This window comes from Paenibacillus sp. FSL R7-0048, assembly GCF_038004505.1.
Taxonomy (GTDB): domain Bacteria; phylum Bacillota; class Bacilli; order Paenibacillales; family Paenibacillaceae; genus Paenibacillus_AQ; species Paenibacillus_AQ odorifer.
Genome location: NZ_JBBORF010000001.1, coordinates 4,968,998 through 4,993,389, shown reverse-complemented (window position 1 = coordinate 4,993,389; position 24,392 = coordinate 4,968,998). Strand labels below are relative to the sequence as shown.

The window sequence follows — 24,392 nt, the reverse complement described above, 5'->3', positions numbered from 1 at the left end:
TCGAAAGGCAGGGTCATTATGGGAACCAGAAAAGATCAGCTACATTTAGGTGCATTTATTTATTATTCAGGACATCATCATTATGGCTGGCGTCATCCGGAATCGGGAGCGGATAAGATCTTCAATTATAAATTTTATCGCGAATTGGCAAAAACCGCCGAGCGTGGGAAGTTCGATATGATGTTTTTGGCGGATTTGTTGTATGTGATGGGTGCGGATCAAGCAGCTTCGGGTATGCTGGACCCATTGACGCTGTTGTCAGCCCTTTCGACAGAAACAGAAAAACTCGGATTAACGGCTACCGTATCGACCACGTATAACGAACCTTATAATGTGGCTCGCAAATTTGCTTCTTTAGATCATATTAGTGAAGGCCGAGCGGGTTGGAATATTGTTACCTCCCAGCTTGATGTGGAAGCTTATAACTATGGGAAGCCGGAGCATCCAGAGCACGGACTTCGGTATAAAATGGCACGTGAATTTGTTGAGGTGGCAACGCTTCTCTGGGACAGCTGGGAGGATGACTCTTTAATCGTCAACCGCGAAGAGGGACAATTTGCTGACGCGAAGAAGATCAAAGAAGTGGAATACAAAGGGGAGTGGTATTCTACAAAAGGAACCCTCAATGTTCCTCGCTCACCTCAAGGGTATCCTGTACTTATTCAAGCCGGATCTTCTGGTCCAGGACAAGATTTTGCAGCTAGTTTTGGAGAGGTGATCTTTACGGCACAGCAGTCGCTTGAAGCGGCTAAGGCCTTCTATGAAAGCGTCAATTCCAAATTAGCAGATTATGGCCGTGAACGTGGTAGCTTAAAAATTATGCCGGGCTTATCTCCGATCATTGGAGCGACCGAAGAGGAAGCCCAAAGTAAATATAAAAAACTGCAGGAGTTGATTCCTCCTGCCGCTGTTGTTGGTATGTTGTCTGGCATGTTGAGGTTTGACCTGTCCGAATACCCAATAGATGGACAGCTGCCTGAGATTCCTGATCCAGTAGAAGCATCAAATGGAATGAAAAGCCGGGTTCAGCTGATTATGGATATGGCTCGTAAGGACAAATTATCGATATTAGAATTAGGCCGCCGTTTGCTTGGTGCACGAGGACATATGCAGTTTGTTGGAACCTATGAACAATTGGCAGATTTAATGCAATTGTGGTTCGAAGAGTACGGCTGCGATGGATTTAATATTATGCCACCAGTACTGCCGGGCAACTTGGATGAATTCGTGGATCATGTTGTGCCCATCTTGCAAGCACGCGGCTTGTTCCGCACTGAGTATACGGGGAGTACCCTTCGTGAACATCTAGGATTGGAGCGTCCGGATATTCGTCATTTTCAGAATCGTAGAGTGGCTGAAGTAGGGGCTGGTAAATAAGGTGATCATCGGAGTGGCTTTATTCAGATTGTAACGAGTTGGCTATTGAGGTATCACTATAGTGAGCAAAATGCAAAGAAGCGATTCTTCGATAAATGAGGAATCGCTTCTTTTTTATCGCATTGTGAGAGCGTTCTTGTCTAATAAACAGCAAAGTCTTGGAGAGTTTGTATTCTTAGATCAAAAGGATGATAATTGGTAAATACGCAGGAATAATTACTTTACATAACTTTATACCAAAAAGCGAGGCGTAAGGAAATGAATGCAGCAGAGTTTCAACAGTATGTTAAGGAGTTCAGTGAAATCAAAGGGTTTGATACCAGCACCATTGAGCAGAGAATGCTGTACTTAATGACTGAGGTTGGGGAGTTGTCCAAAGAGGTTTTGTCGGTATCTTTTCATCCAGATGCGGAGCGGAAAGAAAACTTGGGATACGAGATGTACGATGTGGTGTGGAATATTTTTGATCTGGCCAATAAACTTGGTATTGATCTGGAGCAGGCGTTTAAACGTAAGCTGGAGATTAATGAACAGAGGACTTGGGAGTAGGGTGTATCTATTGAATACTTTTAAAAAAATCCAAGGACCTCCCTCGAGGGAAGCCTTGGATTTTTTTCACCCTAAACTTTATTTAAATGAAGCATAACCTTCATCAGCCATTACAACACTACCGTTAATTGCACTAGCTTCTGGTAAGGAGAGCAAGTATACAGTGTCTGCAACTTGTTCAGGTAATGTTAGTTTGTTACCCATTACTTTGCTCTTCATTTGGTCAACCATTCCTTGATCTTTATATCCTTGGATAATTGGCGTATCTACAGCGCCTGGAGCAACGGCAAGCACGCGGATGCCATGAACCGAAAGTTCAAGTGCTGCGGATTTAGTCATCATAATGACCGCACCTTTGGAAGCGTGATATGCGAATGTACCTGGGGAAGCTAGGAATCCAAATACAGAAGCTGTATTGATGATCACACCTTTGATGCCGAGCTCACGCATTTTTTTACCAGCAGCGATAATCCCATGGGCTACACCATGCTGATTGACATTAATGACACTGTGATAATCCTTAAGGTCTTGGTCTAGTACAGGAGTGACGCGGCCGATCCCGGCATTGTTGAACATAACGTCAATTCTTCCATAAGTATCTACAGTTTTTTGAACCAGCGCTTCGACATCTTCATATTTGGAAACATCTGTTTTGACGAAAATTGCTTCGCCACCCTCTTTAATAATTTGTGCTACCGTTTCTTCACCTAATTGTTGATTGAAATCGGCAACGACAACTTGATCACCTTTACTTGCAAATTTAATGGCGGTTTGTTTCCCGATTCCACTGGCTCCACCTGTTATTACGGCTACTCTTTTGTCTGTCATTTGAGTTTCCTCCTCAAGAAATATAGTTATACTAGAAATGAAAGTTGATATAGTAAAAATGGTTACTTACTAACTTATTTACATTGTAACACTTGTCTAAATTAATTAAAATTTAAGTAAATTTAATAGTTATTAAGTAAAGATTAACTTAAGGGGTGATTCAAATGAATTTAGAGCAATGCGAGAATATTGTAGAAGTCGCAAAGATTGGTTCTTTAACCAAAGCAGCTCAGAATCGTCATATCACTCTATCCGCAATGAGTCAGTCCATTACCATGCTGGAGGCTGAGCTGGGAGTTACTTTGTTCATCCGTTCGCGCGGGCAAAAGGCGGTTCCCACAGCAGAAGGAAATGCCATTATTAGCAAAGCAAATGAAGTCCTGATGAAAGTAAATGAATTAAAAGAAGAAGCACAGATTTACAGCGATACGTTAAGTGGTCATTTGAAAATTGCTACGATACCTGGACCCATGCATCTGATGGTGAAGGTAATCTCTAGTTTTAAGGCAGATTTTCCAAATGTGAAAATAGAGATTTTTGAAAAAGGACCCAAAGAAATTCTGGATAATGTACTTCAGGATGAAATGGACATTGGACTTATGGTCTCACCGGAGGGAATGCCTGACACATATAAGGGGATTAAGTTTGAACGGTTAATGGAAGGAAAAATTGTAGTTGGTGTACATCCACACTCACCGCTAGCCCTGAATTCAATCCTTACACCGGATCAGTTAGTGGGGCAGACGTTGGTTTTATACGATGATCCTTACATTAAGGACTATGTAGAGCGATATTTATCTGGCTATGGGCCGATCAATTTGCTTTTTGTAAGTAACAACACACGGGCGATTGAGAATGCAGTTGCAGAAGGACTGGCCATCACAATTGGTCTGGATTATTCGTTTCTTAAAATATCAGAGATGACTTCTGCCTTCATGAAAACCATCGAGTTACGATCACCAGATACCCGTGCGAAATATTCAGGAGCTATTGTCTCTGCTTCCAAACAGACCTCCCAGACCGCCCGAAGATTTATCAACAGGCTAAAGCATGAATTTGATGAAATGATTAGACGGAGTTAACAGTATGCCTTGGTAAATTTTATCTAACCTTTACGCTTCCTAGTTAATATTAACCCTATGATGTTGTCCAAGCTCAGATCGATATTAGGACAGCCAAGTGGGGAGGATGTCAACACAGTGAGAAGGTATCTAAGGCAAATTAATGTTGTTGTTATCTTTGTTTTGTTGATTTCGTTGTTACAACCGGGGGCAATTGTTCGCGCTTCCATCTCTGATTTACCAGCAACAGACTACGGAACCGTTATTGATGTTCGCCAAACAGAGCTTGCACCTGGGGCGATGTATACCTGGATGGATCTCCAGAATGAACGTGGTTTACAAAAGATACATGCAGTGGAGTTCAACCCGCAACAAGGAAATTTGGAGCTGCGGGCAGGTACGAAGGATGGAAAGGTATACGGTATGAAGGGCGTTACAGAAATGGCCACGTATGCGGATTCACCTGAAAACCGAGTGATCGCAGGAATCAATGGTGATTTCTATGAAATCTCCGGTTTTGCTACGGGTGTTCCTAATGGGTTATTTATGGATGAGGGTGTAATTCTAAACAGTTCGATTTCAGCTTTTACTTTCGGTTTAAAAGAAGATGGCAGCTCGATTTATGGGGTGCCGAAGCTGACCAAAAACGTGACGATAAATGGAAAAACAACCAATCTGACCAGCATCAACCGATACCGAAATACAAATGAGCTGGTTCTTTATACGGAAGATTATAATACAACTACAAAGTCAACCAATGAGGGTGACGAGGTTGTTCTAGATATTGTCGAGGGAGAAGTGAAAAGCGGCCAGACCTTGAAGCTGAAGGTATCTGAAATCCGCAACAATCAAGGCAATACGCCGCTTTCCCAAGGAAAAGTGGTTTTATCTGCCCAGGGTACGTCCCGTGCTGTTCTGCAAGGGTTATCTGTTGGCGATAACGTTACTGCCAGCTTTGCGCTCAGCGGAGAATGGAATGATGTGAAGGTAGCTATTGGCGGCGAGGGGCCGCTGGTAAAAGACGGAGTAGTTCAACAAGGTGTAGGGCCTTTAGGAATTCATCCGCGGACAGCCATTGGGACAAAAGCGGACGGAAGTCTCGTTCTATTCGAAGTGGATGGAAGATCTCCAGGTTTTAGTGAGGGCGTAGATACCGATGAGCTTGGCAACATTCTGAAGGGTATGGGCGTAGTGAACGCCATGAATCTGGATGGTGGCGGTTCTTCTACTTTTGTGGCCAGAATGCCGGGTACATCTGGTGTCCGAATGATGAATCAGGGCTCAGATGGTTACGAGCGTAAAACCGGTAACGGTTTATTGCTTGTCAATACAGCCCCTGAGCAACCTTCGGCTTCTAAGCTGGTTGTGCAGCCGAATACGGAACGTATTTTGCAAGGCTCCAGCTTTATATTCAAAGCGGCAGGAGTGGACGAGAACGGCCATCCGGCGCCTTATTCGGGTACGCTGAATTGGCAGGTGGACGCTAACCTTGGTACTGTCGATGCGAACGGAGTCTTCACCGGAGGAATCACTGCCGGCACAGGAAATGTAATTGTAGAGGCTGGGGCAGTCAAAGGCAGTGTTGAAATTGAGGTTGTAGATAAGCTTACAGAGCTTAGGTTTCCTGATGAGATCAAAACTTATTCTTCAGGTGCTGCTGCACAATTAACTGTGAAGGCGCTACGTAATGGACAAGTGATTCAAGCTGACAACCCTAGCTTCGAATGGCGGGTTGAGGGCGAGATCGGAACCGTGGACGAGAAGGGTCTGTTTCAGGCGACGAGTGAGAACGGGAAAAACGGAAAGATTTATGCTAAATACAGGGACGTTGAGACCTCTTTTGAAGTAAATGTGGGGTTACCGCCTGTAATGCTGGAGGATTTTGAGAATGGCATTGATAAATATATAGCCTCTAGTGCAGCAGCTAACAGCGTGGCGATTCAGGAAGTGTCGGATCTGGATTTTGTCCGCAACGGGGACAAAGCCTTGAAGCTGGAATATGATTTTGTTAATAAAACAGGCACATCCGGTGCTTATTTAGCCGCAAGCTCAACCGCCAATCGGATTCAGATTCCGGGGTATCCTGAAAAGATCAGTATGTGGATCTACGGAGATGGCAAAAAGCACTGGCTGCGGGGACAGATTCGGGATGGCAATAATGCGGCAGTGCCTGTGGATTTTACTGATCAGGTAAATGGTGTGAACTGGACGGGGTGGAAATACGTCGAAGTATCCGTTCCTAAGGGGAAAACCACCCCGTTAACGATGGATATGCCTGTCCGCTATATGGAGACAAGCAATCTTAATAAGAGTGCGGGAGCTATTTACGTTGATGATATTCGTGCCATTTATGGCCCGCTAGAGGAGGACAGAATACCTCCTATTCTTAAAGATGCATATCCTGGCGTGAACGAAATTGTCAAAACAGCTACACCGACCCTTTCCGTCAATGGTGAGGATGATGGTTATGATCCAGTAGTGCATCCGGGAACGACCTTAATCGATCCTGACAAAACACGAGTATATGTGGACGATCAATTAGTGGAGCATGGCTTTTATCCTCCCAAAGGTCAGATCACTTATAAACCAAAGGTTCCACTGACAGAAGGCCGTCATAAAGTAAAAGTTGCCATCCGCGATTTGAGCGGTAACCAGACGATAAAAGAATGGTATTTTACAGTAAATTTGGGCTCTCCGTTCTATTTGTACAAAACACCAGAAGTAGTATATGCCGGCAACACTTACACTTTGGACATAACGGCAGAGAAAGCGAGCAAGCTGAAGGAAGGACATCTTACGTTTGCTTTTAATCCGGCTGCAGTTAAAGATTTGCAGGTAATTCGGGGGAATATGTTATCAGAAACACAAGTGGAGTCCATCATTGATCCGGTATTGGGCACTGTGCGTCTTAACTTAACGAATATCAATTCTTCCAATCTGGGAGATACGGATCTCATCGGGCAAATTCAATATACAGTTCGAAATGATTTTGTGGGTCCCTACACTCAGGAGCAGTTGGCTGGAGATATTAGCAAAGCTTTTGTAATTGAAAATACATCCGGATCGGTAACTTCTACAGAGGGTACTGGGGTTCCTATTTCTTTTATTGGAGCGGCTGTTGAATCTGTTGTGAAGACACAGTTGATGCTCACTTGGAACCATTATGATCTTGCGAAGGGCTTTGATGTATCTTTTGCGGTAAAAGATCTGAATGGAAGTGTCGTTGAAGGAGCAAAGCTGCTGTTCGATGGAGTGGAGGTACAAGGTGTTGCTTCAGGGGCAAGTGGAACACTAACTACTGACTTTGTCACTTCAGCAGAAGGAACTTTTAAATTGCAGGCGGTAAAAGGAAATACCTATAGTCCTGTAATGACGTTCAAGGTTGCTCCATATGACGCTACTGCAGCTCCGCGTAATGTTAATGTTACGATGGGCCAAGATGCAGCAACTTCTCGCCAGTTCACTTGGCAGACAGAACCGTTGACCATGGATACTGTAGTAGAACTTGTGAAAAAAGCTGAGTTTACAAGCTTTCAAGCTGCGAATGTAATAAAAATTACCGGCAGCAGTTCAATTTACAACACCAACAATGACGGAACGATGCGAGTTCATAAAGCGGAGGCCACTGCGCTTACCCCGGGAACGGAATATGTATATCGTGTGGGTGATGGCGAGTCAAATGTAAGTGAGCAAGGAGCTTTTGTTACAAGTGGTGGTGAGGACACTTCTACAAAATTCCTGTTTATCGGAGATTCCCAAGCAGATTCTAAGGCTGGTTTTGGTCTTTGGGGAGATACGATTGAAGCGGCTTACGCGTATATGCCGGATGCGGAAATGCTGGTTCATGCTGGAGATATGGTGGATAAGGGCTTTGAACAAGAGCAGTGGAACTGGTGGTTTGATGCAGCTCAAAAGCAGCTGATGAATACCACACTTGTTCCGATTATCGGGAACCATGAAGTGATGGGAACCAATGGAGATGGGGATTATCTAGCGCAATTCAATAACCCGCAAAACGGTGCGGCGAGCGTAAAAGGTACGAATTATTCTTTTGATATTAAGGATACGCACTTTGTGGTTATGAATACAGAGCATTCAGGTAGTCCGTTTACTGAACAGGCCGAGTGGTTGGATCAGGATCTTTCCGCTACAGATAAAAAGTGGAAGGTGATTTTTTTCCATCAAGGACCGTACGGCAGTATCTATTCGAATGAGCAGGTACAAGCGAAGTGGGTTCCGGTCTTTGATAAGCACAACGTAGATTTGGTCATGAACGGTCATGATCATATCTATTTGCGAACTTTTCCGATGAAGGAGGGTAAACAGGTTGCAGAAGGCGAAGGCACTCGGTATGTTATCGGCGGTTCCTCGGGTCCTAAGTTCTATGCGCTGACACCACGTTTTTGGCAGGAAAAAATATATGACGAAGATGAGCAAATCTATACGGCTGTTGAGATTGAGAAGAACGAGATTACGGTTACCGCAAGAACAGTAGACGGGGTTGAGATTGACCGTTTAGTAATCGGCAAATTGGTTCCGGAATCCATTACGCTGGATCAAACTGCTGTAGAGCTTGAGCCTGGGGCTAGCCTGCAATTGCAAGCTAAGGTGGGGCCGGATGAGGCTAATCATCTGACAAAGCTTTGGACCATCGTTCCTGATACGGCAGAATCAGTTGTTACTATAAATGAATATGGCTTGGTTACAGCATTGAAGCCAGGGACAGCTAAGATAAGAGTCACAGTGGCAGGTTACCCGAATATTTTTGCCGAAAGTACGATAACTGTAGATGCGCTGCAAGCAATTAAGCTTCAGGGAAAGAGACAGCTTAAACCGGAAGAAGTCGACCAATCTGTAACAGAAGCTGTCTACGCATCTGGTAAACGAATCGCTATATTAGATGGACTTCATTATTCCAGCTTGAATGAGCATATTGCTACGATCAATGAACAGGGTTTAGTTCAGGCTCATCAGGAAGGCTCCACTGTGATTTCAGTAACCTATAGGGAGTTCGCCTCGGAGTATAACCTTGTAGTAACAAATGATGAAGCACCTATTCTTACAGAAATAACGATGGATGGGCCGGATTCGCTGGAACAAGGAAGTAAAGGCTCCGTTGTTGTTCAGGCGGTATATAGTGACGGCAGCAAGCAAGAATTGTTCGAGGGAGTAATCTTTGATACATCTGATCATTCCATTGCAATGATTAGTGAGGCTGGAGAACTTCATGCTCTGAGTGCTGGTACAACAAAAGTCAGCGCTGTTTATAACGGTTTGAGCACTGAATATATTCTGATAGTGACTGAGGGCTCGCCGGGTACGACACCAAGCCCAGAGCCAACACCAAGCGCAGAGCCGACACCAACACCGACACCAACACCAACACCAAGTCCAGAGCCAACATCAACGCCGGGTGCTTGGGTGCCGGGACCTGCGGTGACACCAACGCCAACCGCTACACCAACTCCGTCGGCATCAGCACAAACGGGCGTAGTCACCATAACGGCTTCTCAACTGTCAGAGAGCAAGAATGCTCAAGGTGAAGCTGTGGTTTCTGTTAATGGGGCGGTTACGGAATTACTTTTGCCAGGCAATGCAGCAGAGCTGCTTGGACGCGCACCGCTTAGAGTGGTTATGCAGGATTTATCCGTTACGATTCCTGCTACAGTACTGGCAGAACTAAGTAAGCTAATCTCAGCTGAGGCTCTTGCCAAGAGTACGATTTCGCTACGGCTGAAACCTGTAGCTGATAATACAGCAGTGGACCTGTTGGCTCGTGCAAGTGCACTTGCGGGTGCACAATTGCGGGCGAAAAGTGATCTGCGGGAATGGTCGCTTAGCATATTCACACAAAATGATCAGTCCTTCTCGTTAAGACAGTTTGCAGAGCCGATTATGATTTCATATAAGGTCGGTGCAGATGTAGATCGAAGCTTATTAGGTATTTATTTTATCGAAGACGTGGGTAAATTAGAGTATATGAGCAGTACATGGACGAATGGTTATCTATCTGCTGCCGTCAGTCATTTTAGTAAATACATTGTTTTAGAAGTTGATAAAACATTCAAAGATTTGAAGTCCGATCACTGGGCTTACCTTGCTGTGAAGCAGCTTGCGGCAAAACAGCTTGTACAGGGTGTAGCTGCGGACCAATTTGATCCGAACCGTGCGGTTACACGGGCGGAGTTCACAGCGATGTTAGTTCGTGCGCTTGGCTTGAAAGGTCAAGCGGAACCTGCTTTCGCTGATGTACCTGCAGATAAATGGTATGCAGAAGCAGTAGGGTTAGCCAAACAAGCTGGAGTGATTAACGGCCAGACTGCTTCACAGTTTGAACCGGAGGCGAAGATCTCCCGCCAGGAGATGGCTGCAATGCTGGCTCGTGCATATGCTTACGCGAAGAGTAATGTATCTGTAGCTAGCCGTAACATTTCGGCATTCAACGATATTGGTTATGCTCCACAGTGGGCTCAAGAGGCAATCAGCGAAGTGTACAGACTTGGTTTGATGCAAGGACGGGCTGAAGGACAATTTGCACCGAACCAAAACGGAACACGTGCTGAAAGTGCACAGATGATCCTCAACCTGCTGAGTGTTATGGAGTAATGATTGTGGCCAGTCTCAGGTTGATGGGGACTGGCTGTTTTTTTGATAATTGGATTAGTTGGATATGTGCAGGGTACGCACGCATGTACACAGAGGGGGAAAGCGAATTAAAAGTAAAACAGGTGGTGAGACACAAAGGATTGGAGAAGGGAAAATGGAGAACGGAAAGTTAAGGCACGCTCGCTGAGGCAGGCTAAAGTACGCTTGCTGAGGTACGCTAAAGCTAAAGTACGCTCGCTGAGGTACGGCTAAACCTAAGACACGCTCGCTGAGGAACGCTAAAGCTAAAGTACGCCAACAGCGATGCACACTTGGTAAGTTCGGCTCGGACGAGCTACTTTTATCAAGAAAGTTTGTTTTAACAGATAGCCTCGATGGTTTGGGATCGTAACGGACTGTATTGCCGCTATTTTAACTTTTTGGTCCATTTTTCCAAATTTTCGGACTCCATAGCTCTTATTGTCATACTTTTGCCCGGAATCGTAATATATTTTAATGAATAGCTGCATCTGAGTCCGATAGATGAGCAGAATGGCTGAAATCAGCTTAATAAGGTCTCCTCGGTCCGATGAGGTAGAATTGAGTGAGCTAGGTGAGTTAGTTGAGTCAGGTGAGCCAAGTGGAGCTAGGTGAGTCAGGTGAGCTAGTTGAGCTAGTTGAGCTAGGTAAGCAAGGTGAGCTAGTTGAGCTAGTTGAGTTAGGTGAGTCAGGTGAGTCAGGTGAGTCAGGTGAGCTAGTTGAGTTAGGTGAGTCAGGTGAGCTAGTTGAGCCAAGTGAGCCAGGTGAGTAAAGTGAGTAAAGTGAGCAGAAAGTGGAAGGTAAGACCAAGAAGATGGATGGGGCTTAAGCAGAAAGTAAAACTGAGGCGAGTAACGAGCATATTCCAAATCCTTACAGACGGGCGCCGAGTCTTTTTCCGGTATTTTGTAAAGATAGGGTTATATTGGGCGTGGAATACTGGGAATTACTCTTCAGAGGCAAGTAAAAACAAGGAATAATTGTTATTAGCCAACACAAATTGTTATGTTGTGTTATGATAGTAGGGAGGTGACTCCCATGAATGATTTTGAGAACTATCCCGATGAGCTGGGTAATTTCATTCGGCACATCAGAAAGACGAGAGGGTTAACCTTAAGAGGACTGGAAGAAAAGAGCGGTATAAGTTACTCACAGCTTAGCAAAATCGAACGTGGAGAGAGCATTCCGCTTAAAGACAATCTGGACAAGATCATTGAAGCGCTTGGAACGGATCTGAAGAATCGGATGTACCATTTGGCAGATTATATGCCAGATATTGAATATATCAAGACCTTGAAGCAAGGATATGAGCTGCCACAGCTCAAACAGTCTCAAGATTACATCTACGAGACAGCCTTTAACAAGCTTAAGGAATTCAGAGCGAAGGAAGGGAAAGAAACATCGTACGTTTCCTTTGATTCGAATGAAGTTATAGTTTACGAAACGGAATATGGGGCAGGAATGGTAATAGAGAAGATTGAGAAATACAATCTGACCGATGTCCTGAACGATAAGTTTGAGGGTAACCTCGACTCCTTAAGAAAGAGCCCCCGTAAAGGGCGTCAAGCCTTTCTATTTGGCGAGTGGCTACGGGAGTGCGTTTATGAACTGAAGGAAGAGGAACAGGATCAGGTCATACAAGCACTTAAAGAATTTACTCAGTTTAAAGTACAACAAATAAAGGGTGCTTATAAATAATGTATGCCTTTTGCTAATGATCTCAAAAATGAATGAATGTTGCCCTTTCTTGCAGCCATCTATTCATCTTGATCCATAAACTAACAACTAAAAATGGTTTGACAGAAAAGGGGATATTAATAATGAAAATTAACATGAAGTTTACCAGCAAGGGCAAAGTCGCTATAGAGAATTTTAATAACGAGGAATTGCTGGAGATCTTCGCACGTTACATCAAGACATTATCAAAAAAGTATGACATCGAAGTTGATGTTCCTCTTGAAGCGAATCAAAACATTGTTGGTGATGGTGCGGTAATCGCAACTGCAAAAAATGTGAAATGTGATGTTGAAACTTTCTTTAAAGAATTGGGAAGAGATATTAAGGTTCCCTTGAAGAAAAGACTCGGCGGCAAATTGGAAAATGTTTTCAAAACAGAAATTACAGAATAGAGCATTATTTTTATCTCAGATTAACCATCATATGTGCATATAAAAAAGGTAGGGCCGCGGAGGCTCTACCTTTTTTATGTTAATGTAGTTGACTTAAGGCGACCTAAGGAGCTTATTGTTGGTTGAAGCTGAAGAAAAATGTGTACCATGCGTCAGTGTGAATTTAATGGGGAAGGGGATGTTATATATTTTCAGAATCTATGAGATTTCTACTTCTCATGATCTCTTTAATAATTTCAATGAAATCCGGTAACGCATGGGCATCAATCGCTAGCTCATAGATTCTTAGTAAATCCTCGTCAGATATAGATTCCAGAGATGAGGGCCGTGGAGAGGGATGAAAATAGTAATTCATTATGATCCTCCATCATTAATTGTTTTTTATTATAGGTTTATCTATATGGTATCATTTGGAATAGGATCCGTCTCCTGTCATTCATCCTACGAATTTATCTTTACATTTGAGGATTATTATGGCATAATGTGCGATTTTGAGGAAATTGCTAAAAAGTTTCAATTTTTAATAAAATAATCCCGGCATGCGTGAACATGCCGGGATTATTAAAAAACTGAATTTTATTCTGACGGTTTTTTCTTTTGTGAAGCAAGATACTTCTTAAGGCGAGGTTCATTGGATTCCGAAACAGTAGTGAACTGCGTACCTTGATTAAAGCATACAATCTTCCGCCCGGGATCATAGCCTTCTATGTTGTTGATATTGACGACATTGCTGCGGTCAAGGCGTTCGAATCCCTTACCCTCATACGCTACGGAAAGATCGGAAAGCGTGGTGGGGAGAATAAATTCGCCTTCTTTCGTATGGACGAATATTGTATTTTTATAATTCGAGAAATACAATATATCTTCCTCTAGAATATCACTAGAGGAACCGTCTTTCTGTAAGACACGCATCTTTTCCCCATCCTTGTTTAATTACTTGCGCAGTTCTTTTGGAATTTCAGGGCTGTAAGCTGCTGGTTTTAGAATTTTTGTAAAAACTTGAGCAGAAGTACCCAGTAGGTTAGAAGCATAACGAGCTAAGGTTTTTTTCATCTGATTGACCTCCTTTGTAATGGGATTATAACTGTAAAGGATTGAACTAAAAATGCCAATCCAATGACAGACGAATGGATCCAAAAATTCAAAGAAACCAGAATTATGGAAATGATCTTTAAACCCAAATACCATTCTTTGGGGATTTGAGCATTAGCATCAGGATTCGGAGCACATAAGATCATTACAAGTAAAGAAAAAAGATTAATCCAAATCAAATGGTTATGTATTAGATAGGTAATATGAGGGATAAGTGAACAGATAAAGATAGATACAATATTGCAGGCTCTTGCGGATTTTAAATGCACACCACCAGATGACATTCTTAGGAGTATGAAGCTGAATAAGGCTAAGAATGTTTCCTTAAGCTGTCCAGTGAGCCCGCCAATGCATAACGAAGTCATAATAATTAATAAAGTATTCATAATAATGCTAAGGGCATAATGCATGATTTCAATAGAATGCGTTTGCTCTGGATTACTTTTCTTAATGAACTCAACAATTTTAAGAGATAAATGATTCATAATTATTTCTGTCCTTTTTGTATGAGAAATATAGATATCCCCATAATAGTATTCCATAGAGAAATGGGATTATGAAAAAGAAACGAGATTCAAAAAAGTAGTTGAGTGAAGTAACGACAATTATTGTAGGAAGATTAAGAGCGAATAATATTTTTTCATTAGTCGTTGGTTTAATTTTTACATCGGGTTTATCAGGTACAAAGTCATATCCAATACGTTTATGACCTACATACATACCAATGAGAATCGCGGTTAATGCTGATAAAACCTGCATTGTAATCATGTTTTTGGTAATCGGATTCAAGATATTTAGAGGCATGATGATTACAGAGTTTAATAGATACATAAGACTGGTCTGAATCACCAAGTATGCTTGATAGGTCATCCCGGTTAATATAGAAGCGTAGAAGGGATGAATCCGGAATAACATCCACATAAAACAAAACATTAGTGCATATTGTGAGAAAATATCTAATGGAAACATCCCATAGTTGATCCTAATTGTATAAGAAGAAAAGCCCATAACAAAACTAGCAAACACCATCTCTTTATGATATAAATCAATTTTGAAGATTTTGAAAGCCAGAAAAAACATTGCATAAGTCTCTAGTATTGAAAATATCATAAAAAGAATAAAATCTAGCATGCCGACACTCCCGATGACTTCTAGTTTAACTAACCCTATTATTGCAAGTATCGTATAAAATGAGCTAAAATACAACAACTACAGTATAATTTTCCTCCTATTTTTTCAAAAAAATTCAAAATGAGAGGGGTTTAGACATGGATCGACGTCCAGAAAGCAGTGAGTATCTCAAAGAATTATCAAAATATGTCGATTTAGTGCCAGCTGAAGGAGACATCATTACTATTTTTAGAGAGCAGACGGATGAGATTTGCACTTTTATTTCGAATCTTACGGAAGAACAAGGGGACTATCGTTACGCTCCGGAGAAATGGAGTATCAAGGAAATGGTCGGACATCTGGCTGATACCGGAAGAATCATGTCCTACCGTTTATTGTGCATCGCCAGAGGGGATACGACTCCACTGCCGGGTTTTGAAGAGAAAGACTATGTACTTACCGCCAATTTCGAAGCGCACACTTTAAAAGCATTGCTGGCCCACTACAAGGTTGTTCGAGAATCGACATTACTCCTAATGGAAACTCTGCCGGAGGAAGCATGGATCCGGAAGGGAATAGTTAACGAGGCTACTCTTTCTGCGAGAGCTCAGGCCTGCATTATGATTGGACATGACCATCATCATTTGAATATTCTTAAAGAAAGATATTTAGGGTAATATCTTCTTAATCAAAAAAGCATTCCAATAGCCTTTATGGCTTTGGGATGCTTTTTATACACGGCTATAGCGGTGGATTCTTGTGACATTTGCGGCATACCGGATAGTAAGCTTCATTGCCACCAATCTGGATTTGCTTGCCGCTATATACGGGCTTGCCGTTTTCTACTCGTAGAGCCATAGTAGCTTTGCGCTCGCAGAACCAGCAGATCGTCTTCATTTCCTCAATTTTATCAGCGTAGATCAGCATATATTTGCTGCCTTCAAATAACTGATTCTGAAAATCATTTTTAAGTCCGAAGGCCATTACCGGAATGCCCAGCTCATCAACGATACGCACTAGCTGGAGAATACATTCCTTGCTTAGAAATTGACATTCATCAATAAGTACACAGTGTGGTTTAGGTTGGTTACTGCTGACGATATTATAAATATCTGTGTTCTCATCGATGGGGATTGCTTGTTTCCGAAGCCCAATACGAGAAGAAATAAAACCAACCTCGTCCCGGTCGTCTATGGATGGAGTGAAAATGAGCACCGATTTCCCCTGCTCTTCATAATTATGTGCAACCTTGAGTATCTCAATAGATTTACCACTGTTCATTGCTCCGTATTTGAAAAACAATTGTGCCACTTCCATCTATCCTTTCGTAAAAAACATTGATTATATCTTAAAAATGCGACCATATTAGAGTATCATATTCGGATCAGATGTATCCAGTGAAAACATTGCGATTGATTGGATGTGGTATGATAAGAGGTAATAAGAGATGGGAAAGGAAGTAATAAGTGTGACTGAAAGATTAGACGAATATAAGGAACGGTTAGCTCTTTTGCAGCAGAATGGAGATTTATCCAGTGACACTGAAAGCTTGCTGGAAGAAATGATGGCGGATTTGGTGGAATTGAATCGGAGTAATAAAGCGCTGCGTCGAGCAATACTGAAAACTGGACAGGCTTCCACGATGTCAACTCGGTTAAGGGATGCACTGTACGAATAGAAAAAGAGGGTATGCGAATGGCTTTGATTTTCTCTTTTCTCAAAAAATATAAGGTAGCTGCAATAGCTGCCCTTGTAATGATGCTCATTGAATTGACGGTAGAATTATCACAGCCTTTGATCATTTCCAAAATCATTGACTTGGGGATCCGAGAAAAAGATACCTCTGTAGTATGGCTGTGGGGCAGTGTATTGATCGGCAGCGCGGTAGTTGCGTTTACAGCCGGGGTACTCAGTTCTTTTTTTGCTGCCCATGCAAGTCAGAGCTTTGCGTTCGATCTTAGGGACAAATTGTACGAAAAGGTACAGTCTTTTACGTATGAAGTATTTAATCGTTTTGCTACTTCGTCACTGATTACCCGTCTGACTGGCGATGTATCACAGCTGCAGGATACTATTTTTATGAGCTTGCGCTTTATGACACGGGTGCCACTTGTTGTGGTAGGCAGTGTGATTATGGCGTTAGTTGTTCATGTGAAGCTGGGATTACTGCTGACGGTGGCGTTACCTTTGTTGATTTTTTTCCTCTACTGGATTATGAGAAAAGCTTCCTTGTTATTTCGTACGGTCCAGCAGCGTTTAGACGGAGTTAATGGCGTGATTCAGGAGAATCTTACGGGTATTCGCTTGATCCGCGTATTTGTGCGTATGGGGTATGAGATTGAACGTTTCACGGTATTTAGCGGGAATTTGATGAGATCAACGGTGTCTGCCTTGCGTTTGACTGAGACGACGATGCCTTTTGTTATGCTTATTGTGAATGCGGCGATTTTGGCGATTTTATGGTTTGGACGGATAGCCATTTCCAATGGGGAGGCTACTTTGGGTCAGACTGTTGCTGTTATTAATTACTCCTTGCGAACAATTGGGGCGTTATCAGCTATCTCTGGTCTTGTTGTAACATTTTCCCGCGCTCGTGCCTCCTCTCAACGTGTTTCAGAAGTTATGGAAGCGGGAGCTGGAGTTCGTGAAGGCGGGACTTTGCAAGGTGAGCCAATTCAGGGCCACGTTAAATTTGAAGGCGTTTGCTTTAAGTATCCTAATAGTGATATCTCTGTCCTGGAGGACATTCATTTTGAAGTAGCTGCTGGTGAGCGAGTAGCGATTATGGGGGCGACCGGATCAGGAAAATCCTCACTCGTGAGTTTGATTCCGCGCTTGTATGAAGAGACAGAGGGCATCATTTGGATTGACGGTGAAAAAAGTGCCGATATCGATATTTCCAGACTGCGGAAATCGATAGGTTATGTGCCTCAGGAATTGCAGCTTTTCAGCGGATCAATTCGCGATAATATTGCATGGGGCAATGAACACGCCACACTGGAACAAATCCAACAAGCAGCGGGAGCTGCACAAATTCACGAGACGGTAAAAGGGTTGCCAGATGGTTATGACACGATGCTTGGTCAACGAGGGGTTAATCTCTCTGGCGGACAAAAGCAGCGGTTAACGATTGCCCGTGCACTTGTTAGAAAACCGGCTATGTTGATCCTTGATGACAGCACTAGTGCCCTTGATGCGGTTACGGAAGGGCTATTGCTGGAGGCGCTAAAGGATATCTCCTGTACAACCTTTTTGATTACTCAGAAAATCAGTTCAACGGCATCAGCCGATTTGATCCTGTTGCTGGATGAGGGACGATTAATTGGCAAAGGCTCGCATAAGGAGCTTATGGCAAGCTCCGAGCTGTACCGCAAGATTTATGAATCACAGGTAGAGGAGGCGAAGCAGCATGTTCAAAGCATTAATTGAACCTTTTCGTCATCCTAAACCGAATTTTGAACTTGGCGTGGGACGAAGTCTAGGGACAGCATCTGGCGGCAAACCCAAAGCAAAGGCGAAGGATTGGTCAGGGACGCTGATCCGGATCTGGAGTTATCTAGCTGAGCGTAAAGCCAAGCTTATTCTTGTACTGATCATGGTTGTCTTCAGCTCAGCGCTAGCGCTGCTGGGGCCATACATGATTGGCAGAGCGGTGGATAATTATCTGGAAGGTACCGGCGGGCGATCATGGGTTGTTTTTCTGACAAGCCTTGCTTGTGTGTACATTTTTTATTCTCTGACTTCTTGGCTGCAAAACATATGGATGATCGAAATTGCTCAAGAAACTGTATTACGGATGCGTACGGAGCTATTCTCCCATTTACACCGTCTGCCTATTTCCTTTTTTAATCGGAGACAGCAGGGGGAAATTATGAGCCGTCTTACCAATGATATCGAGAACGTCAGCTCTACGTTGAATAGCTCGGCTATTCAGATATTTTCAAGTGTCTTAACCTTGCTAGGAACCGTAGGGGTTATGCTGTGGCTTAGTCCCTTGTTGACGCTGCTCACATTCCTCGTAGTGCCTTTGATGTTGTTAGGCATGCGCTGGATTACACGCCGTACAGGCCCACTATTTAAAGAACGTCAGCGCAATGTAGGGGAGCTTAACGGTTATATTGAGGAGACCTTATCCGGACAACGGATTATCAAGGCTTTTTCACAAGAGGAACGCGTCATCTCTGGTTTTCATGAACGCAACAAGCGAATTATGCTGTCAGGCTACTGGGCGCAGTCCATTTCTGGTTTCATCCCCAAGCTTATGAATGGTCTTAATAATCTCAGCTTCGCCATAGTTGCAGGAATTGGTGGTCTGCTTGCGATCCGTGGGTCGATTACAGTGGGTGTGATCATCGTATTCGTGGAATATACCCGCCAGTTTACTCGTCCGCTTAATGATTTAGCGAATCAGTGGAATACCTTGCTCTCAGCGGTGGCAGGGGCCGAGCGGGTGTTTGAAGTGCTGGACGAAGAGACCGAGGCTAAAGATGAAGGTGCAGCCAAATCACTTGAAACTGTACAGGGTGCGGTGAAGTTTGAAAATGTAGCTTTTTCTTATGATGGAGGTTCTAACACGCTGCAGGATATCAGCTTTGTAGCGAAGCCTGGCGAGATGATCGCTTTAGTTGGACCTACCGGTGCAGGCAAAACAACGCTAATTGGGCTGTTATCCCGTTTCTATGATCCTAATCAGGGGAAAATCACGCTGGATGGCTTAGATATCACTTCGATTCGGCGGGAAAGCTTGAGAAGTCATATGGCCTTTGTATTGCAGGATTCCTTTTTGTTCAAAGGGAGTATCCGCGATAACATCCGATACGGGAGGCTGGATGCGTCCGATGAAGAGGTTGAAGAGGCGGCTAAGCTGGCCAATGCCCATTCTTTTATTATGCGAATGCCCGAAGGTTATGAACGGATGCTCTCGGCGGATGGCAGCGGTATAAGCCAAGGGCAGAAGCAGCTGCTCTCCATTGCGAGAGCGATTCTTGCTAACCCCTCTATGCTTGTGCTTGATGAAGCAACCAGCAGTATTGATACAGTGACCGAGATCAAGATTCAGGAAGGGCTGCAGGCGCTGATGAAAGGGCGAACGAGCTTCGTCATTGCTCATAGACTTGGCACGATACGTGCAGCTGATCGAATTCTTGTGCTTCAGGGCGGCAGATTATTGCAGCAAGGCTCTCATGAAGAGCTGCTGAAGCAAGGCGGACTGTACAGCGAGTTGGTACAGGGGCGGCGGAAAGAGGCGCTTGATAAGGCGGGTATTTAAGAAAAAGGCGAGAATTTTCAGGGAGCGCAGATTGCGTCCATGAAGTTCTCGCCTTTATGTTATTTATGATAGATAACGAGCACCAGATCGGGTGAGCTGGGAGGCTTTGAATGTGGGGAAATCTATTGTACAAATTACAATCAGCAGGGTATTAAGGCTTGATTGTGTGCGATTCGAGATTCAGATGATCAGGTGAATAAATGATGAGATGAAAAAGCTGATCCTAAGTTCAGCATAGCCTCTTAAGAGATCGTTTCCTGCGTTCCGGCTTGTTTCGCCTTTTGCTTCTCCTTGAACCTTGGACCTACGTAATTCTTCTTACGGTCCCTAGCCAGAATCCAGCCACCAAGGAAAGTCATGCCAGCTGCGAAGAGCAGCAATCCACCACCGAAATGCAGCCAAGCAAAGTGGGGCACTACAGAATCATCACCATGCATGGAAATGTAATCAAAAATATCATCCTTCATCATGAGGAAGCCCTTCATTGCTATTAAGCCCGGAAACACAAGAATAAGGATGGCAATGAAGCGTGAAATTAACAGTTTCATAAGTGTCTCCTACCCCTCTTAGCCCTTTAGATTCACCCATATGATAACGCTTTAGCAAGAAAAAGTCCATTTGCATATGACGTTTATAAGTTTTGTAATAGAGCAAAAAGAGAGTACAATATACTAAGTAAAATGAACTTACGTGTAATGACTGGAGGATACATATCATGACAATTTCATGTGACGTGGCCATACTTGGCGGAGGTACTGGAGGGTATGTGGCGGCTATTCGCGCTGCACAGCTTGGAAAGTCCGTTGTCGTCATCGAAATGGACAAACTAGGAGGAACCTGTCTGCATCGGGGCTGCATTCCTAGTAAATCGCTGCTCCGTAGTGCAGAGGTATATGCTGAAATCAATGAGAGCGAGAGCTATGGCATTGAGACAAGCGGTGTACAGCTGGTATTCCCAAAGGTACAGAAACGCAAAGAAGCTGTAGTTGAGCAACTTCATCAAGGCGTACAATATTTGATGCGCAAAAATAAAATACAAGTTGTCAAAGGTAAAGGGCGCGTAACGGGTCCTTCTATTTTTTCTCCGCGCAGCGGTGCTGTAGCTGTGGAACTGGAAGATGGGGAGATGGAAACAGTAGTTTCCAGCCATCTTATTATCGCTACGGGCTCACGTCCACGAGTATTGCCTGGTCTCGAACCAGACGGGAAAGTGATTCTTAGCAGTGATGAAGCGCTCATGCTCGAAGAGCTGCCATCCTCTATCATCATTGTGGGCGGCGGTGTAATTGGGGTCGAATGGGCTTCAATGCTGGCTGATTTTGGAGTGCAGGTGACTGTGGTTGAAGCGGCAGGTCAGTTACTGCCTCAAGAGGATGAAGAGATAGCTAAGGAACTGCAACGTTTGTTGAAAAAGCGTGGGGTTAAGGTACTGACTGAAACTACAGTGGATGCTGCAACCTGCCAGGTAACGGAGGATGGAATTTCGATCGAAGCCCGTAAGGGAGAGCAAAGTCAAAGCCTAATGGCAGAAAAATTGCTTGTATCCGTAGGCAGAGTGGCCAACATCGAGAATATTGGTCTGGAAAACACAGACATTCGCTTTGACAAAGGGATTATTGCTGTAAACGCTAGTATGCAGACGGCAGAGCCGCATATTTATGCCATTGGCGACTGCATCGGTGGGCTTCAATTGGCTCATGCAGCCAGTCATGAAGGGATAATGGCGGTTAACCATCTATCTGGTGAGAAGCTACATCCTTATCATACACATTTAGTACCACGTTGTGTCTATACTCGGCCTGAGGTAGCAAGTGTGGGCTACACCGAGAAGGAAGCTAAAGAGCTTGGACATGATGTAGTGATTGGCAAGTTCCCATTCTCGGCCATTGGTAAGGCAATTGTATATGGCCAGAAGGATGGATTTGTCAAAGTTGTAGCGGATCGTAGCAGTGGAGATATTCTTGGTGTGCAGATGATTGGTCCTCATGTGACGGATCTGATTGGAGAAGCGGCCTTGGCACAGCTACTGGATGCAACACCTTGGGAGATTGGTGAAGCTATACATGCTCACCCTACCCTTTCGGAGATTATCGGAGAAGCAATGTTAGCTGTGGATGGAAGATCTATTGGATTTTAGTTTTTCTTAGCTTTTCTTTTTGGGTAGAAAGGGATTATAATATACTCAAGTCAAGTCTTAGTACCAGGTTTTAAGATCAGGGCACAATTGGTCTTAATTCCTGTAAGACTTCAGGCTTTATGAATAAGGAGGTATCTCTTTATGGAACCCCAAGGTACTGTAGAAACGATTAACAGACATAAGCAGCTTGGACTTAGTGACGGCCAGGTCATCGATATGTACAGATATATGTCGCTCGCTCGTAAATACGATGAGCGCAGTCTGCTGCTTCAGCGCGCTGGCAAGATCAACTTTCATGTCTCCGGCATAGGCCAGGAGGCGGGTCAGGTGGCGGCGGCGTTCGCGCTGGACCGGCAAAATGATTATTTTTTACCTTATTACCGCGATTATGCTTTCGTGCTCTCAGTGGGTATGACTACACGCGAACTTATGTTGTCCGTATTCGCTAAGGCAGAAGATCCAAACAGTGGTGGGCGGCAAATGCCGGGTCACTTTGGCAGCAAACGTCTGCGTATTGTGACAGGGTCAAGCCCTGTAACCACTCAGGTCCCTCATGCGGTTGGCTTTGCTCTGGCGGCCAAAATGCAGAAGAAGAAATTCGTCTCCTTTGTAACCTTCGGTGAAGGTTCCAGCAATCAGGGGGATTTTCATGAAGCTTGTAACTTTGCCGGAGTGAATAAGCTGCCGGTTATTATCATGTGCCAGAACAATCAGTACGCAATCTCTGTTCCTGTTCATAAACAGTTAGGCGGCAAGGTTAGCGACCGTGCACTGGGTTATGGATTTCCTGGTGTGCGTGTAGACGGAAACGATCCGCTTGAGGTTTATCGTGTCGTTAAGGAAGCGCGGGAAAGAGCCCTCGCGGGTGAAGGTCCTACGCTGATTGAAGCGATGATGTACCGTTTGTCTCCACACTCCACCTCAGATAATGATCTGGCTTACCGGACCAAAGAAGAGGTTGATGAGAACTGGAAGAAGGACGGCGTAGCAGGATTCCGTAATTACTTGATCGGTCTGGGATTGTGGAGTGACGAGCAAGAACAAGATCTTGCTGCTGAATGCAATCTTGAGCTTAAAGCGGCTATCGAGTATGCCGATAATGCTCCGTTCCCGAAACCGGAAGACACACTGCTGCATGTATACAGTGATTCCGACCTCAAAGGAGGGGCATAAACCATGGCTATAATGGAATATATCGATGCCATCAGGCTCGCGATGAAGGAAGAAATGGAGCGCGATGATTCCGTGTTCGTGCTTGGTGAGGACGTTGGTCTCAAAGGCGGCGTATTTACCACAACTAAAGGTCTACAGGAACAGTTTGGCGAAGAGCGGGTTATGGATACACCCCTCGCTGAATCAGCGATTGCTGGTGTAGCCATCGGAGCAGCTATGTACGGAATGAAACCAATAGCTGAAATGCAATACTCCGACTTTATGCTTCCGGCGACGAATCAAATTATCAGTGAAGCGGCTAAAATCCGCTATCGTTCAAATAACGATTGGAGTTGCCCGGTTGTCATTCGTGCTCCTATTGGCGGCGGGGTGTTCGGCGGTTTGTATCATTCACAGTGTCCAGAATCGATTTTCTTTGGTACACCTGGATTGAAGATTGTAGCGCCTTACTCCGCTTATGATGCTAAAGGATTGCTGAAGGCAGCTGTACGTGATCCTGATCCGGTGCTTTTCTTTGAGAACAAAAAGTGTTACAAGCTGATCAAGGAAGAAGTACCGGAAGGGGATTACACCGTTCCAATTGGCGAAGCTAATCTGCTGCGTGAGGGAACGGATATTACGGTGATTGGCTACAGTCTCCCGCTGCATTTTGCTATGCAGGCTGCGGAAGAATTGGAACGCGAGGAAGGAATTACAGCACATATTCTTGATCTGCGTACCTTGCAACCGCTGGATCGTGATGCGATTATTGCTGCTGCCCGTCAGACCGGTAAGGTATTGATTGTGCATGAAGATAATAAAACAGGCGGAATTGGCGGCGAAGTGGCGGCCATTATCGCTGAGCATTGTCTGTTCGAGCTGGATGCACCAATCTTCCGTCTTTGTGGTCCCGATGTTCCGGCGATGCCAATCAGCCCGCCAATGGAGAAGTTTTTCATGCTAAGTAAAGAAAAAGTGAAGGCGGAAATGCTCCGGCTGGCACAATATTAATTTGTTGAGTAGATGCGAAGCTTCCTAAAACTCAGGTGATGCTGACGAAGCTT

General features: G+C 44.1%; 22 protein-coding genes. 14 read left to right on the top strand and 8 right to left on the bottom strand.

Going from position 1 to position 24,392, the window contains the following annotated elements; translation table 11 throughout:
• Positions 1-18 precede the first annotated feature (18 nt).
• Together NSQ91_RS22315 and NSQ91_RS22310 are read left to right on the top strand one after the other, a co-directional pair.
• Positions 19-1,377 carry an LLM class flavin-dependent oxidoreductase gene (locus tag NSQ91_RS22315; protein WP_076303992.1) on the top strand — a complete coding sequence of 453 codons (1,359 nt, stop codon included), beginning with the start codon at positions 19-21 and terminating at the stop codon, positions 1,375-1,377.
• A 258-nt stretch (positions 1,378-1,635) separates the two neighbouring features.
• Complete coding sequence (locus tag NSQ91_RS22310) at positions 1,636-1,926, top strand: MazG nucleotide pyrophosphohydrolase domain-containing protein (RefSeq protein WP_036676004.1); 291 nt, start codon at positions 1,636-1,638, stop codon at positions 1,924-1,926.
• Positions 1,927-2,004: 78 nt separating this feature from the next.
• On the opposite strand, the gene NSQ91_RS22305 is transcribed toward NSQ91_RS22310, so the two are convergent.
• Positions 2,005-2,754 (bottom strand): SDR family NAD(P)-dependent oxidoreductase, encoded by a 750-nt coding sequence (locus NSQ91_RS22305; protein ID WP_076129478.1) that lies wholly within the window; start codon positions 2,752-2,754, stop codon positions 2,005-2,007.
• 164 nt (positions 2,755-2,918) lie between these two features.
• Between NSQ91_RS22305 and NSQ91_RS22300 the strand changes: the two genes are divergently transcribed.
• The 5 genes from NSQ91_RS22300 to NSQ91_RS22280 all read left to right on the top strand — a co-directional run bounded on the left by NSQ91_RS22300 (position 2,919) and on the right by NSQ91_RS22280 (position 12,568).
• Positions 2,919-3,836 (top strand): LysR family transcriptional regulator, encoded by a 918-nt coding sequence (locus NSQ91_RS22300; RefSeq protein WP_076303993.1) that lies wholly within the window; start codon positions 2,919-2,921, stop codon positions 3,834-3,836.
• A gap of 117 nt (positions 3,837-3,953) precedes the next feature.
• On the top strand, positions 3,954-10,421 hold the full coding sequence (locus NSQ91_RS22295; protein WP_340919869.1) for an S-layer homology domain-containing protein: 6,468 nt from the start codon (positions 3,954-3,956) through the stop codon (positions 10,419-10,421).
• A 601-nt stretch (positions 10,422-11,022) separates the two neighbouring features.
• Positions 11,023-11,211, top strand: coding sequence for a hypothetical protein (locus NSQ91_RS22290; RefSeq protein WP_076303995.1), 189 nt, complete (start codon positions 11,023-11,025; stop codon positions 11,209-11,211).
• Between the two features lie 266 nt (positions 11,212-11,477).
• Complete coding sequence (locus NSQ91_RS22285) at positions 11,478-12,137, top strand: helix-turn-helix domain-containing protein (RefSeq protein WP_036676012.1); 660 nt, start codon at positions 11,478-11,480, stop codon at positions 12,135-12,137.
• Between the two features lie 122 nt (positions 12,138-12,259).
• Positions 12,260-12,568, top strand: coding sequence for a hypothetical protein (locus NSQ91_RS22280; RefSeq protein ID WP_036676014.1), 309 nt, complete (start codon positions 12,260-12,262; stop codon positions 12,566-12,568).
• A 181-nt stretch (positions 12,569-12,749) separates the two neighbouring features.
• On the opposite strand, the gene sda is transcribed toward NSQ91_RS22280, so the two are convergent.
• From sda to NSQ91_RS22265, 5 genes are all read right to left on the bottom strand, one after another.
• Positions 12,750-12,923, bottom strand: coding sequence for a sporulation histidine kinase inhibitor Sda (gene sda / locus NSQ91_RS32100; RefSeq protein WP_081383395.1), 174 nt, complete (start codon positions 12,921-12,923; stop codon positions 12,750-12,752).
• Positions 12,924-13,144: 221 nt separating this feature from the next.
• On the bottom strand, positions 13,145-13,480 hold the full coding sequence (locus NSQ91_RS22275; RefSeq protein ID WP_036676016.1) for a LytTR family DNA-binding domain-containing protein: 336 nt from the start codon (positions 13,478-13,480) through the stop codon (positions 13,145-13,147).
• 21 nt (positions 13,481-13,501) lie between these two features.
• Entirely contained in the window at positions 13,502-13,621 is a 120-nt protein-coding gene (locus NSQ91_RS22270) for a cyclic lactone autoinducer peptide (RefSeq protein WP_139329854.1), read from the bottom strand.
• Positions 13,618-14,145, bottom strand: coding sequence for an accessory gene regulator ArgB-like protein (locus NSQ91_RS32095; protein ID WP_175617304.1), 528 nt, complete (start codon positions 14,143-14,145; stop codon positions 13,618-13,620). The genes NSQ91_RS22270 and NSQ91_RS32095 overlap by 4 nt, the downstream gene beginning before the upstream one ends.
• Positions 14,126-14,791 carry a hypothetical protein gene (locus tag NSQ91_RS22265; RefSeq protein ID WP_143763858.1) on the bottom strand — a complete coding sequence of 222 codons (666 nt, stop codon included), beginning with the start codon at positions 14,789-14,791 and terminating at the stop codon, positions 14,126-14,128. Before NSQ91_RS22265 ends, NSQ91_RS32095 begins: the two co-directional genes overlap by 20 nt.
• Before the next feature lie 137 nt (positions 14,792-14,928).
• On the opposite strand from NSQ91_RS22265, the gene NSQ91_RS22260 reads away from it, so the two are divergent.
• Complete coding sequence (locus NSQ91_RS22260) at positions 14,929-15,447, top strand: DinB family protein (RefSeq protein WP_076303998.1); 519 nt, start codon at positions 14,929-14,931, stop codon at positions 15,445-15,447.
• Positions 15,448-15,511: 64 nt separating this feature from the next.
• Here the strand turns inward: NSQ91_RS22260 and NSQ91_RS22255 are convergent, their stop codons facing one another.
• Positions 15,512-16,081, bottom strand: a complete 570-nt coding sequence (locus NSQ91_RS22255; protein WP_036676019.1) for a thymidine kinase — start codon at positions 16,079-16,081, stop codon at positions 15,512-15,514.
• 136 nt (positions 16,082-16,217) lie between these two features.
• Here NSQ91_RS22255 and NSQ91_RS22250 point away from each other — a divergent pair, with 136 nt between their 5' ends.
• The 3 genes from NSQ91_RS22250 to NSQ91_RS22240 are packed head-to-tail and all read left to right on the top strand — an operon-like array spanning position 16,218 to position 20,039.
• On the top strand, positions 16,218-16,448 hold the full coding sequence (locus NSQ91_RS22250; RefSeq protein ID WP_036676022.1) for a hypothetical protein: 231 nt from the start codon (positions 16,218-16,220) through the stop codon (positions 16,446-16,448).
• Between the two features lie 17 nt (positions 16,449-16,465).
• On the top strand, positions 16,466-18,199 hold the full coding sequence (locus NSQ91_RS22245; RefSeq protein ID WP_340919862.1) for an ABC transporter ATP-binding protein: 1,734 nt from the start codon (positions 16,466-16,468) through the stop codon (positions 18,197-18,199).
• Complete coding sequence (locus NSQ91_RS22240) at positions 18,180-20,039, top strand: ABC transporter ATP-binding protein (protein ID WP_076184140.1); 1,860 nt, start codon at positions 18,180-18,182, stop codon at positions 20,037-20,039. The genes NSQ91_RS22245 and NSQ91_RS22240 overlap by 20 nt, the downstream gene beginning before the upstream one ends.
• Before the next feature lie 242 nt (positions 20,040-20,281).
• Here the strand turns inward: NSQ91_RS22240 and NSQ91_RS22235 are convergent, their stop codons facing one another.
• Positions 20,282-20,587 (bottom strand): DUF2627 domain-containing protein, encoded by a 306-nt coding sequence (locus tag NSQ91_RS22235; protein ID WP_076129486.1) that lies wholly within the window; start codon positions 20,585-20,587, stop codon positions 20,282-20,284.
• A 167-nt stretch (positions 20,588-20,754) separates the two neighbouring features.
• On the opposite strand from NSQ91_RS22235, the gene lpdA reads away from it, so the two are divergent.
• The 3 genes from lpdA (at position 20,755) to NSQ91_RS22220 (ending at position 24,339) form a co-directional block, all read left to right on the top strand.
• A complete protein-coding gene (gene lpdA, locus NSQ91_RS22230; protein ID WP_076304000.1) occupies positions 20,755-22,176 on the top strand; it encodes a dihydrolipoyl dehydrogenase in 1,422 nt (473 codons plus the stop codon).
• Positions 22,177-22,317: 141 nt separating this feature from the next.
• Positions 22,318-23,349, top strand: a complete 1,032-nt coding sequence (locus NSQ91_RS22225; protein ID WP_076184133.1) for a thiamine pyrophosphate-dependent dehydrogenase E1 component subunit alpha — start codon at positions 22,318-22,320, stop codon at positions 23,347-23,349.
• 3 nt (positions 23,350-23,352) lie between these two features.
• Positions 23,353-24,339: an alpha-ketoacid dehydrogenase subunit beta gene (locus NSQ91_RS22220; RefSeq protein WP_036676034.1), complete on the top strand. Its 987-nt coding sequence runs from the start codon at positions 23,353-23,355 to the stop codon at positions 24,337-24,339.
• Positions 24,340-24,392 lie beyond the last annotated feature (53 nt).

Bases quoted from the DNA above. Each gene is read 5' to 3' on its own strand.
- NSQ91_RS22315 (WP_076303992.1), top strand. From the start codon at position 19: ATGGGAACCAGAAAAGATCAGCTACATTTAGGTGCATTTATTTATTAT.
- NSQ91_RS22310 (WP_036676004.1), top strand. From the start codon at position 1,636: ATGAATGCAGCAGAGTTTCAACAGTATGTTAAGGAGTTCAGTGAAATC.
- NSQ91_RS22305 (WP_076129478.1), bottom strand. From the start codon at position 2,754: ATGACAGACAAAAGAGTAGCCGTAATAACAGGTGGAGCCAGTGGAATC.
- NSQ91_RS22300 (WP_076303993.1), top strand. From the start codon at position 2,919: ATGAATTTAGAGCAATGCGAGAATATTGTAGAAGTCGCAAAGATTGGT.
- NSQ91_RS22285 (WP_036676012.1), top strand. From the start codon at position 11,478: ATGAATGATTTTGAGAACTATCCCGATGAGCTGGGTAATTTCATTCGG.
- NSQ91_RS22280 (WP_036676014.1), top strand. From the start codon at position 12,260: ATGAAAATTAACATGAAGTTTACCAGCAAGGGCAAAGTCGCTATAGAG.
- sda (WP_081383395.1), bottom strand. From the start codon at position 12,923: ATGAATTACTATTTTCATCCCTCTCCACGGCCCTCATCTCTGGAATCT.
- NSQ91_RS22275 (WP_036676016.1), bottom strand. From the start codon at position 13,480: ATGCGTGTCTTACAGAAAGACGGTTCCTCTAGTGATATTCTAGAGGAA.
- NSQ91_RS22270 (WP_139329854.1), bottom strand. From the start codon at position 13,621: ATGAAAAAAACCTTAGCTCGTTATGCTTCTAACCTACTGGGTACTTCT.
- NSQ91_RS32095 (WP_175617304.1), bottom strand. From the start codon at position 14,145: ATGAATCATTTATCTCTTAAAATTGTTGAGTTCATTAAGAAAAGTAAT.
- NSQ91_RS22265 (WP_143763858.1), bottom strand. From the start codon at position 14,791: ATGCTAGATTTTATTCTTTTTATGATATTTTCAATACTAGAGACTTAT.
- NSQ91_RS22260 (WP_076303998.1), top strand. From the start codon at position 14,929: ATGGATCGACGTCCAGAAAGCAGTGAGTATCTCAAAGAATTATCAAAA.
- NSQ91_RS22250 (WP_036676022.1), top strand. From the start codon at position 16,218: ATGGGAAAGGAAGTAATAAGTGTGACTGAAAGATTAGACGAATATAAG.
- NSQ91_RS22245 (WP_340919862.1), top strand. From the start codon at position 16,466: ATGGCTTTGATTTTCTCTTTTCTCAAAAAATATAAGGTAGCTGCAATA.
- NSQ91_RS22240 (WP_076184140.1), top strand. From the start codon at position 18,180: ATGTTCAAAGCATTAATTGAACCTTTTCGTCATCCTAAACCGAATTTT.
- NSQ91_RS22235 (WP_076129486.1), bottom strand. From the start codon at position 20,587: ATGAAACTGTTAATTTCACGCTTCATTGCCATCCTTATTCTTGTGTTT.
- lpdA (WP_076304000.1), top strand. From the start codon at position 20,755: ATGACAATTTCATGTGACGTGGCCATACTTGGCGGAGGTACTGGAGGG.
- NSQ91_RS22225 (WP_076184133.1), top strand. From the start codon at position 22,318: ATGGAACCCCAAGGTACTGTAGAAACGATTAACAGACATAAGCAGCTT.
- NSQ91_RS22220 (WP_036676034.1), top strand. From the start codon at position 23,353: ATGGCTATAATGGAATATATCGATGCCATCAGGCTCGCGATGAAGGAA.